General features: G+C 73.8%; 6 protein-coding genes. 1 reads left to right on the top strand and 5 read right to left on the bottom strand.

Features of this window, described 5'->3' with window-relative positions; translation table 11 throughout:
* Nucleotides 1-20 precede the first annotated feature (20 nt).
* The 5 genes from WME76_RS03285 to WME76_RS03265 form a co-directional block, all read right to left on the bottom strand.
* Nucleotides 21-1,220, bottom strand: a complete 1,200-nt coding sequence (locus WME76_RS03285) for a lipase family alpha/beta hydrolase (protein ID WP_437958761.1) — start codon at nt 1,218-1,220, stop codon at nt 21-23.
* An 840-nt stretch (nt 1,221-2,060) separates the two neighbouring features.
* Complete coding sequence (locus WME76_RS03280; protein ID WP_437958760.1) at nt 2,061-3,038, bottom strand: TIGR02757 family protein; 978 nt, start codon at nt 3,036-3,038, stop codon at nt 2,061-2,063.
* Nucleotides 3,035-4,726, bottom strand: coding sequence for a sensor histidine kinase (locus tag WME76_RS03275; RefSeq protein ID WP_437958759.1), 1,692 nt, complete (start codon nt 4,724-4,726; stop codon nt 3,035-3,037). Before WME76_RS03275 ends, WME76_RS03280 begins: the two co-directional genes overlap by 4 nt.
* Before the next feature lie 12 nt (nt 4,727-4,738).
* Nucleotides 4,739-6,388, bottom strand: coding sequence for a GAF domain-containing protein (locus WME76_RS03270; RefSeq protein WP_437958758.1), 1,650 nt, complete (start codon nt 6,386-6,388; stop codon nt 4,739-4,741).
* A gap of 417 nt (nt 6,389-6,805) precedes the next feature.
* The gene (locus tag WME76_RS03265; RefSeq protein ID WP_437958757.1) at nt 6,806-9,211 is read right to left on the bottom strand and encodes a thioredoxin domain-containing protein; all 2,406 of its coding nucleotides are present in this window, start codon (nt 9,209-9,211) and stop codon (nt 6,806-6,808) included.
* A 156-nt stretch (nt 9,212-9,367) separates the two neighbouring features.
* Between WME76_RS03265 and WME76_RS03260 the strand changes: the two genes are divergently transcribed.
* Nucleotides 9,368-11,797: a hypothetical protein gene (locus tag WME76_RS03260; RefSeq protein WP_437958756.1), complete on the top strand. Its 2,430-nt coding sequence runs from the start codon at nt 9,368-9,370 to the stop codon at nt 11,795-11,797.

Raw genomic sequence — 11,797 nt, 5'->3', positions numbered from 1 at the left:
GCCGAGCGCGCGAGCGTCGGTCAGGCGGCGGGGAGATCCGGCAGCGGATCGGCCTCCTCGGAGGTGGGCTGACGCGCCTGGATGGACTCCAGCGCCGGTGCGCCGGTCTCCGGCCCCGGCGCGCCCTCGGGCTGCGGATCCGGGCCGAGGAAGCGCGCGATCGGCTCGAAGAGCTCGGCGCCGGTATACGCGCCGACCGCCAGGTCGCCGTGGCCGTAATCTTCGCGCGCCCCGAAGTCGCGCCCGAGGACGAGAAAGCGCTTCGGGGTCTCGGGGTGATCGCGCCCCCACGCGTCGAACGCCGCGCGCACCGACGAGACGGGGGCTATCCGGTCGGCGCTGCCCGCGATGAACAGGGCCGGCGCCGCGACGGACGCGAGGCCGTCGAGGACCCTCTCTCCGTCCACACGGATCTCCCCGTCGCCCGTCATCCACGCGGCGAAGTCGGCGTTGAGCGCAGCGGGGATGTCCTCGATGCAGTTGACGAGCGCGAGCCGCGTGACGCCCGGAGGCACGTTGCGCGGGTTGGCCACGGCGTGATGGAGCGGCGTGGGCAGCCACTCCGAGGCGAACGCGACGCTGCGCGCCATGAGGCGCAACGGCACGCCCGGGAGCAGCCGGCCCGGCAGGAACCGCATGAGGCGCGCCGGCGCGGTGAAGCGGCCTGGGGAGCCGACGATGACGACGCGGCGAACCTGAGGCTCCGGCACGCTCCGCCCCAGCGCCGCATAGAGGAGCATGCCGCCCATGGAGAAGCCGACGTAATCGAGCGATCGGGCGCCGGTGCGCTTCAGGATCGCCCCGAAGGCGCAGGGGAGATCGTACCGGACCATGGCCGAGAAGCGGACGCTGCGCCGCTCCAGGCGGGTGAGGAGGCGGCCGCTCCGCAACGTCAGCAGCCACACGTCGCGTCCGAGCGCGGCGAGGTGGCGCGCCAGCGAGTAATCGGGGTGGATGTCCTGGTTTCTGTGGTTCGCGGCGATGCCATGGACGAGGACGATGGGCGGCAGGTCCGGCTGCGCGGACGCTCCGGGCGGGAACGGGACGCGGCGGAGCTCGATCTGCGCGCCGTCCTCGGTCCGCAGCACCTCTTCCACGCTGTACTCGAGCGGCAGGGTCAGCCGTTTGACCCAGTAAAAGAGGTGCGCCCACAGCCCGATCGCGCCCAGCACCGCGAGCGCCAGCGCGACCAGGAGGTAAGCCCCGAATGTCCAGACCATACGCCCAATCTACCCGCCGGAGCCATTTCCGCATGCGAGCAGTCTCGACATCATGGCGCAGGGACGGAGCGAGAGCCAGTTACCGCTGAGGCCGCTTCCCGGCTCGCTCGCCCGGATGATCATCAATGATGCGAAGAATGCAAACAGCACGTTTCGCGATCATTTCCACGAGCGCGCGAGAAAGGCACACAGCGCCCGGGAAGGACATCGCCCTCACGCATCGGACTGCGCGCCTCGGGAACTGCCGTTGACGGACACGCATGTCGGCGCTGGCTCGTTTTCACCTGCGCCGCGTCTGGCCGCGACATTGCCGTGTGACCAGCCCCACTGCGATGCGATGCGGGGAGCCTCCAGCCCGGGCGTGCACAAAGGTTCCACCGCGCGGCGCGAGCGACGTGGCATGCGGGTCGCAACGAGGTGGGCGAGAGAAGCGGTGAGGATCCCGCAAGAACCCCGGTGACCCCGGGGTACGCACACCAGGGCGCCGCGGCGGAGCTCGGGGGGGCTCCGCTGCGGCGCTCTTCTTGTGCCGTACCCGGTGCGCCGTGCCGGACGTACGCGCACAGGCGCGCTCGCAGGAGACAACGGCGACAAAATGAAAAAAGCGCCTCGCGGACCTGGGGGGGGGAAGGTCTCCGCGACGGCGCTCGATGACCAGTAGAGCAGGCTCTGTGCCGACCTATCTGAAACAAGATTTCAGATAGTTATCGACCGGGGATCCAGCGACTATTGCATCCTTGAAAATCAGATTTGAAATCGGCTGCAGATCCGAAGGGAGTTCTGTTCCGGTCGGACAGACACGACGGCTGTTCCGGACGGACGAGGCCGTACACGACGTGCTCACCCTTCCCAGTACCGGCAGACGGCCTTCACGCCACAGCCCTCGCAGCGGACCGGATCGCGCCGCGACGGGCACTGCTGGAGCATGCCGAGGTGGCAGAGGGCGAAGTCGTACTTGACCGGGTCCGCCGGATCGAAGCCGCGGAGCGCGGCGGTGATCTCCTCGGCGGTCTTCCAGGTGGCTCCCCTGCGGTCGGTGAGGCCGATGTTGTAGCCGAGCTTCTCGATGTGGGTGTCGACCGGGATCAGGAGGGCGGACGGGGGTACCGGCCACAGGCCGAGATCCACGCCGTCGGCGGGGCGGATCATCCAGCGCAGCAGGAGCATGAGCCGCTTGGCGGCGCTGCCCTTCTCGGGGTCCGGGAGGATGTGCGCTGCCCCGCGGTCGCCCGGGCGGCGGTCGAGGCCGCCCGCGCGCCGGATCGCCCGCACCCACGCGCCCAGCGCCTGGCGCAGGTCGCCGGTGCGCGCGAGCTCGGCCGCGAACGCGGCGCCGAGCGAGCCCGAGGCGCGCTGCACCCGCCGCGCGCCGACGAGGAGCGCGGCGACGTCGCGATCGCGGTAGACCCGGTGCCGGAAGCCGCGCAGCCGCGCCGAGACGGCCCGGGGGTCGTCCGCCGTGAGGGCGATGTCCGGCCCGAGCCGATCGAGCGCCTCGGCGATCTTGGCGCGCAGCGCCTTCACGTTGCCGAAGGCGAGCGACGCGGCGATGACCGCCACGAGCTCCTGGTCGGCCGGGTTCGTGTAGCGATGGACGAACGAGACCGGGTCCTGCGCGCGGCGCTCCGCGACGGCGCACCGCGCGCGCACCTCGTCGAGCGCGGCCAGCAGGGCGGCGCGCCGCGAGGCGTCGCGCCGGGGCGCCGCCTCACCAGCGTCGCGCCGGGGCGCCGCCTCACCAGCGTCGCGCCGGGGCGCCGCCTCATCAGCGCCGCGCCGGGGCGCCGCCTCGCCAGCGCCGCGCCGGGGCGCCGTCACGTCGCCCCCGCGCCCGGCGCCTCGTCGGCCGCGCTCGAGGCGAGCTGCGCCTCGCGCTCCGACGCCTCCCGGCCGTGCTCCAGCGCGGGGAGCGACACCACGAAGGCGCTGCCGTGCCCGTCCTCCGTGAGCGGGCTCTCGACCCGCACGGAGCCGCCGTGGCTCTCGGCGATGTGCTTCACGAGCGCGAGCCCGATCCCGCTGCCGCGCACCTGCCGCTCGCTCGCCCGCCGCCCGCGCGCGAAGCGCTCGAAGATGTGCTTCTGCTCGTCCGGGTCGATGCCCGGCCCCCTGTCGCTCACCCGGATGGCGACGCGCCTCGCCGGGCGCGTCAGCGCCGAGAGGCGCCCGCCGCCGCCGCCCTCGGCGACGACCGCGACGTCGACGCGCCCGCCCTCCTTCGCGTACTTGAGCGCGTTGTCGAGCAGGTTCACGATCGCGAGCTCGAGCGCGCGCGCGTCGATGAGCGCCTCGGGCAGCTCCTCGGCGATCGTGAGCTCGACGCTCATCTCCTCGCGCTCGGCGCGGTAGCGGTACATGTCGACGGCGCGCGTCGCCACCTCGGCCACGCTCCCGCGCGCGAACTCGTAGGCGGCCTTGCCCCGCTCGACCCGGGCGAAGTCGAGGACGTTCTCGATCAGCGCGGTGAGCCGCTCGCTCTCGCTCACGATGATCTGCAGGTACTGGCGGCGCTTCGCGTCGTTGGGGACGCGGTCGCCGAGGAGGAGCTCGCCGAACATGCGGACCAGCGAGAGCGGCGTCTTGAGCTCGTGGGACACGTTGGCGACGAAGTCGCTCTTCAGCGCCGCGAGCCGCCGCTCGTTCACGGAGGCGACCACCACGATCGCCAGCCCGGCCAGGGCGACCAGGGCGGAGAAGCCGACCATCAGCAGCTCGATCAGCCGCTGCCGCTCCACCTTCTCCCCGAGCTCCTCGGCCGTGGTGAGCGCCATCTGGAGGCGCCAGTTGTAGAGCGTGGTCGGGAACGGGCGCCCGACGGTGAACTCGCCGCCGATGATGGGCGGGCCGAACACGATGCGGCCCTCCTCGTCGATGACGTTCATGCGGCTCTTCTCTCGATCGAGGTCGCGGAAGAGGCGGGGCATCACCTCGTGCACCAGGCGCGGGACCTCGTGCCACGCGATCACCAGGAACCGGCGGCCCATGTGCTCGCGCTGCCAGTAGCTCACGAGCAGGCTCTGCTGGTCGATGACGTGGTGGAGGTGCCGGAGCTCGCTCGCGTCCCCCGAGAAGTTCATCTGCGGCAGCAGGCGCGCGAGCAGGAGCTTGCGGAACGCGTCGTCCTCCCGCCCGGACGCGCCGCGCGAGGCGAACGCGAGCACGTCGTGCGCCTCGTGGTCCATGTCGAGGACGAGGATGGCGCGCACGGTCGGCGTCTCGCGGGCCGCGGTGGGGAGCCACCGGCGCGCGATGACCGAGAGGTTCGCGACGTCGACGTGCGCGGCGACGACGTTGTCCTGCGCGATGATCAGCTTGTCGAGCCGGTCGACGCGCTCGTCGGCGAGGGTGAGCGTCGCGTCGAAGACGGTCTGCTGGCGGGCCTTCTCGATCTGCAGCGTCGTGCGCAGGGCGATCCCGCCGAGCACGAGCACGGCCACGACGATGGCCGGCACGAGGGCGAAGTACGGGACGCGATGGCGCTGCCCGACCGAGGGGAGGAGGTCCATCGCTGCGCGCCGCTAGCGGGCGGCCCTCCTGGTGGCCGCGGTGACGAGGCCCGGCTCGGTGACCACGCCGCGCGCCCCGACGAACTCGGCGAACTGCTGGCCGATGTAGGTGAGCGCGTTGCCGTCGCTCTCGGAGAAGGGCTTGCCGTCGAGCGGGTTGGCGATCTCGAGGAGGCCGAGGTAGCGGCCCGCGAGCTCCACCGGCGCGCAGACGACGCTGCGGAGCTCGACGCCGGTGGCCTTCCAGCGTTCGTCCATGACGCGCTCGTCGCTGGACACGTCGGGCACCACGACGGCGCGCCTCGACCGCATCGCGGCCAGCGCGAGCGGCGCCCGCTCGGACAGCCTGGTGAGGAGCGCGGTCTTGCCGCCGTGCTGCCGGACGACGACGAACTCGCCCCGGTTGATGTCGAACAGCGACACGAGCCCGAGGGCGCACGGGATCTTGTCGAGCGTGAGCGAGAGGATGAAGTCCGCGCCGGCGAGGGTGTCCTGGAGGAAGTGCAGCTCGCTGCACGCCTCGAACAGCTCGGCGATCAGGTCGTCGCCGGAGAGGCGCCCGTTCCTGGGAGGGTAGGACGACCGCCTCCGCGGCGGGGGGCTCGGCGCGGGGGGAGCGGCCTCGGCGGCCGGCGACGCGGCCGGCAGCGGCGTCGCGGTGGCGGCGGGCGGCGCCGCGGCGGCCGGCAGCGGCGTCGCGGTGGCGGCAGGGAGCGGCGCGGCGCCCGGCAGCGGCGTCGCGGTGATGGCAGGGAGCGGCGCGGCGCCCGGCAGCGGCGTCGCGGTGGCCGACGGCCCCGCGGCCGGCGGCGGCGTGGTGCCGCTGGTGCGCGGACGGAACTGGATCTCGGGCTCCCCTGAGCGCCAGTCCTTCCAGGCCAGGGTCGCGAGCGGGCTGCGCTGAGGTCGGCCCTGGAAGACGTGGTCGAACACGGCGATGTGAATGAACTTGCCCGGACGGGCGTCGTCGATGAGCTTCCGTGCCACATCGAGCCGGTCGAGCAGCAGCGCATTGACGAGCTCGCGCGGGGTGCCGGTCGCGACCGCATAGACGAGCTCTCGGTACGTGAGCGGCGAGCGCTCGGACGGGTCCTCCGCGCGCTGCGACACGAGCTCGAACGCCGGCAGCGCGCCGGGCGCCGGCGCCGGCTCGGCCGCCACCTGCGCAGCGCCCGCGGGTTGCGCCGCGCCGTCCGCCGGCGGCGCCGCGCCGTCCGCCGGCGGCGCCGCGCCGTCCGCCGGCGGCGCCGCGCCGTCCGCCGGCGGCGCCGCGCCGGCGGCCGGCGGCGCCGCGCCGCTCGCCGGCTGCGTCACCACGAGCGCGGTCCCCAGCGAGATGAACGGGACCGTGGGCGCCGGCGCGCGCCTCGCCGGAGGGCGCACCTCCGGGGACGCCGCCGCGGCCGGCGGAGCGCCCGCGTCGTCCGTCAGCGCCGCGTCGTCCGGCGCGCGCTGCACGACGTACCGCACGCGCGTCGCCGGATCGATCGCCCGGTAGCCGGTCTCCAGCAGATCCACGGAGAAATTGTTGAGCGGCCCGTCGTCTCCGCGGAGCGCCCGGGCCTTCTGCAGCGCGGGCTGCCACTGCGCGGCCTCGACGCACACCTTCCTGCTCGGCGGTGCGTTCTGGCCTAACGACGAGATCTCGACGAACCAACGCATCGTTTGCGGTTCCCATCCGCGCTGGCGCTGACCGGGTCGCGCGCTCTGGCGCGAGGATCTTTCTACTCGACGCGCGCGAGATGGGTCAACGCGCAGGCCGCACGGAGAGAGCGCGCCGACGCGCGGGCACACTTGCGAGGAAGGCCTGAAATATTCTCAGAGCGAGGCCGGCAAGGAGAATCGGGCCTGTCCTGAGATCGCGCCGCCCGCGCGGCGAGGCGCCGCAGCCGCTCGGCCACTGAACGGCCGCCGGGTACTCCCTGCCGCTCACGGCGACACGAGCAGACCGGTGAACGCGTAATCCAGGCCGATCAGGGGGGTGGTCGGCGCGCGGCCCGGGGAACGATCCGTGAGCCCCGACTCTGCATCATGTCCACTCGTGCGCTGATCCACCCCTGTCGGGTCCGGCGACGAGCGCTATTGCGTCCGCAGGATGACGTGGAAGCCGAACGGCGTCTCCACGACCCCGCTCAGCGCGCCGACAGCGACGCTCTCCAGCGCCTGCTCGAACTCCCGCACCATCGCCCCCTTCGGGAACTTGCCGAGATCGCCGCCGCGCGCGGTGGCCCCCGGCTCGTCGCTGTACCGGGCCACGAGGTCCTCGAACCTCGCCCCCTGCTGCGCTGCCTTGAGCGCCTGCTCGGCGAGCGCGCGCGCCTCGTCCCGGCTGCGGGTCACGTGCGACGGGGCGCGACGTGAGCCAGCATACATCACGAGCAGGTGCCTGGCCCCCATGAGCCCCGGGTTCGCGGGCGGCTGCGCCGCGGCCGGCTGCGGCGGTGCAGCCGGATGCGCTGCGGGCGGCTTCACGCCGTGCAGCGACTCCATCGTGGGGGGATCGGGCGGGCCGAGCGCCTTGTCCACGAGCCGCTTGAAGCGCGCGGTCGCCTGCGCGCCGCTGAGGAAGTAGTCGTTGATCGCGAAGGCCGGCGTGCCGGTGATGTGGAGGCTCGCGGCGAGCTTGCTGTCCGCCTCGACCGCCGCGCGGTGCGCGCCCGAGTCGAGCGCGGCGCGGAGCTTCGTCGCGTCGAGGCCGATCGCGGCCGCGTGACGCTCGATGGCCTCGCGGCTGAGCCCGGTCTCGGACTGGTCCTCCCACAGGCGCTGCGCCATCGCCCAGAAGCCGGCGTCGCCCTTCTGCCGGAACGCCTCGATCGACGCCTCGGCGGCGAGGGGCGCCTGCTTGTGGAAGGGGAGCGGCAGGTGCCGGAAGACGACGCGGACCTTGCCCGGATAGGCGGCGATGATCTCGTCGAGCGTGGGCTGGACGCGCTTGCAGAACGGACACTGGAAGTCGGCGAACATCTGGATCGTCACCTTCGCGCCGGGCTTCGCCCCCTTGCCGGGGTTGTCCCTGGTCGGCGCGGGGGCGAGGACCCGCTCGAGGGGCGCGCCGGCCTTCGCGTCCTTCTGCAGCGCGTCGTAGACCTTCGCGGGCGGCGTGCCCGCGGCGACGAGCTTCGCGGCGCGCGCGAGCTGCTCGTCGATGAGGGCCTCGAACTTCTCCGCCGGCTGGGCCCCGAGCAGCCGCCTGCCGTTGATGAAGAAGTGGGGCGTGCCTTGCGCGTTGAGGGCTTCGGCGAGGCGCTGATCGCGCTCGATGCGCGCCGCGTGGCGACGGGCAGCGATCGCCTTCTGCGCGCGCGGCACGTCGAGGCCCAGGGTCTTCGCGTGCGCCGCGAGGTCCGCGTCCTCGAGGGTGCCCTGCCGCAGGAGCTCGTACGCCTGCCAGAACGCCGCGTCGCCCTTCTGCGCGCTGGCCTCGAGCGCGAGCTCCGCGGCGGGCTCGGCCCGGCGGTGGAAGGGCAGCGGGTTGTGCTTGAAGACGAGGCGGAGCTGCTGGCCGTACTTCTTTTCGAGGGCGTCGATGGTCGGGGCGACCTTGCGACAGAACGGACACTCGAGGTCCGAGAACATGACCAGCGTGACCGGAGCGCTCGGGTTACCCCGGGTCGGCGAGCCGTCGACAGGCACCTTCCAGTCGGTCGGGTCGTCCTCGGTCGGGGTCGACGACCGCGCCGGGGCCGGCGCGCGCGCCCTGTTCTGCGCGGACAGGGCGGCGTAGAGGCGCTCCCGCGGGACGCCGGATCGCCGGAGCTCCTCGGCCGCCCGGAGCTGCTCGTCGATGACGTCCCGGAACCTGTCGATGGGGTGCGCGCCGCTGACGAGCACGCCGTTGATGAGCGACGCGGGCGTCCCCGTGACCCCCGCGGCCTTGCCCGCCTGGAGGTCCTTGTCGATCTTCGGCGCGTGCTGCTGCCCCGCGAAGGACGCGCGGAACGCCGCCCGATCGACGCCCGCCTCGGCGGCCCACGCCTCGAGCGACTCCGGCGTGAGCGCGCGCTGGTTGGCGAACGCGAGCCCATGGAACCTCCAGAACGCCTCGGTCCCGCCGAGCCGGAACACCGTCTCTGCGGCGAGGTGCGCGGGGCGCGCGTTCCTGTGGAACGGCAGCGGGTTGTGCTTCCAGACGACGCGCAGCCGATCGGGCCCGTAGGCCTGCTTGAGCTGCTCCAGCGTCGCCATGTGCCTGCTCGTGAAGGGGCACTCGTAGTCCCCCCACACCACGACGGTCACCGGCGCGAGCGGATCGCCCCACCACGGATCGGCGCGGGTGACGGGCACGGCCGTGCCGGGGTCGGGCTCGGGCTCGGCCACCCTGACGGCGGCCGGCGCGGCGGCCGGCGCGGGAGGAGGCGGAAGCTCGACCGTCTTCGCGGGCTCGACCGCCGGCGGCGTCGTCGCGCTCGGCGCGCACGCGGCGAGCCAGATCCAGAGGAACAGCAGGATAGATGGGCGAAAGAGCGGCGCTGGCGCTGGCATGGTCCCCCTCGTGTGGCGTGGTCCCGCCCGCGAATCCTACACGGACAGCGGATGCTCAGGTCGCCTGGCGGCGCGCCGCGCTCGCCGGCCCGGCGGCTTCCCCTCGGACGGGGTTCCACGGGCTCGGATCGCGCGAAAGTCGTGTAAAAGGGCCGCGTGTCACCGTCCAGCGCCGACCCCGTGCCCTCCGCGCCGCCTGGAGGAGCTGCGCCCCCGTCCCGGCCGAGCAGCGCCTCTCCGGGCGAGCCAGAGGACGCGGCCGCCGGCGACGCGAGCCCCGGAGCGCGCGCCGGCCGGCTCGACCGCCTGGTGGCCGCCTGGCCGCGCGTCGATCCGGTCCTGTTCGCCGTCTATGCGGGGGCCTGCGTGCTCTACGCCGCGGTCGCGTTCTACGGGGCGATGCACCGGCAGACGGGCGGCATGTGGTCGGCGCCGCTCGACGACGTCTTCATCCACTTCGATTACGCCCGCGCCACCGCGCGCGGGTACCCGTTCGAGTGGTCCGAGGGCAACGGGTTCTCGAGCGGGAACACCAGCCTGAGCTACCCCTTCGTCCTCGCGCTCGGCTACCTCATCGGGTTCCGCGGCCTGCTGCTGATGCAGTGGGCCGCGATCATCGCGTGCGCCTCGACGCTCGGCTTCCTGCTCGTGGGCGCGCGGCTCCTGGAGCCGATCGGGCGCTGGGCCAAGTACCTGCTGCCGCCCGTGGCGCTCTGCATCGGCGCGCTCGACTGGTCGCTGTTCAGCGGGATGGAGAACGCCTTCCACCTCGGCGCCTGGGCCCTCGCCACGCTCGCCGCGCTCGAGGTCGCCCGCGCCGCCAGCGCCCCGCGCGCGCCGCGCGATCCGGGCGGCGCAGGGGACCGCGCCGCGGCGCCAGCGAAGCGCCTCGCCCGCCTGGGCTGGCTCGCCGGCCTCGCGGGCGCGCTCCTCTACGTCACCCGGCCGGAGTCGGTCGTCTGCGTCGCGGCGCTGGGCGTGTACGCCGCGATCGCCGTGGGGCGCGCCCACGGCGCGCGCGCCGCGATCGCGACCCTGCTGCGGACGTCGGTGCCGGGCGCGCTCGCGTTCGTCGCCCAGGCGATCGCCAACCGCGTGTTCACCGGCGAGTGGGCGGCGAGCGGCGCCATCGCCAAGCTCGCGCTGAACAACCCGTACATGACGTCCGAGGAGAAGTGGAACACCTACGAGTTCCTCGCGACCTACGTCATCACCCGCAACACCAACCACCACTTCTCGGACGCCCTCCCCTGGGGATGGCTCGTCCCCGCCCTCGCGCTCGTCCCGCTCGCCTCGCGCAAGACCCGCGGGATCGCGTCGCTGCTCTGGATCCAGGTCGTCGGCTGGCTCGCGCTCGTCGCGCTGAACGGCCAGGTGCGCTGGCAGAACGAGCGCTACACGATGCCGGCGGTCGCCTGGCTCCTGGTCCTCGCGGCGATGGGGCTCGCCCTGCTCGTCGCGCGGGCCGCATGGAGCGCGCCGGACAGCGCCGACGGCCGCCCCGCGCGGCGCGAGGGCGCCCCGGCCGGGCTCTGGGCGCGGCTCGCCGCCGTACCGGCGCGCGCCCTCGGCGCCCGCGGCGGCCTCGCCGGAAAGGGTGGCCTGGCCGCCAGCGGCCTCTGGGTCGCGCGCGTCGCGCTCGCGCTCGCCCTCGCCGCGGTCTTCTGGGCCCACCAGCTCCCGAGGATGCGCGACCAGATCTGGTTCTTCGGCCGCGCCAGCCGGAACATCCGCGACCAGCACCTCGTCGCCGGCAAGGTGCTCGCCCAGCTCGACGTGCGCCGCGTCCTCGTCGGCGACGCGGGCGCGCTCCTCTACGCCTCGGACCGGCCCGGGCTCGACCTCATCGGGCTCGGCGGCTACCACGACCTCCCGTTCGCGCGCGCGGGCGTCCACGGCCTGGGCGCCTCGCTGGAGCTCGTCGAGCGCATCCCGCCCGACGACCGCCCCGACGCGATGGCCATCTACCCGGGCTGGTGGGGCGAGCTCCCGGCCATCTTCGGCAAGCAGATCGTCTCGGTCCCCGTCGTCGGGAACGTGATCTGCGGCGGCGCCGAGAAGGTCATCTACAGGGCCGACTGGAGCCCGTTCGCGCACGGCGAGGCGCCCGCGTCGATGCGCGCGGACGAGCAGGTCCTCGACGAGCTCGACGTCGCCGACCTCGTGAGCGAGCGGGAGCACGGCTACACGTTCCCGAGGCCGCAGGCCGGCTTCGTCGGCTTCAACGTCCTCCCCGACCCGCGCGGGTCCGGGCGCGATCGGTTCGACGCGGGCCGCGTCATCCCGGGCGGCAGGAGCGAGACCGCCCGCCTGCGCGCCCCGCGCAACGGCCCGGGCAGGCTCGTGCTCCGCACCGCCGCGACCCGCCCCGCCGTGATCCGCGCGACCGCGGACGGCCGGGAGCTCGGCCAGGTCGCCGTCCGCGCGAGCGACGGCTGGACCGAGGCCTCGATCGCGCTGCCCGAGGGCCTGGCCGAGACGTTCACGCTCACGCTCACGCCGGTCGAGGGGGAGTGGATCGACCACCACGTCTGGGTCCTCGAGCGCGCCGCGCGCCCCGAGGCGCGCCCGCTCGCCGGGCCGTGA

The sequence above is a fragment of the Sorangium sp. So ce119 genome (assembly GCF_051524405.1).
In the GTDB taxonomy this organism is placed as follows: domain Bacteria; phylum Myxococcota_A; class Polyangia; order Polyangiales; family Polyangiaceae; genus Sorangium; species Sorangium cellulosum_G.
Note: the sequence above shows the minus strand (reverse complement) of the source record. Positions and strands in the feature narration are given on the sequence as shown.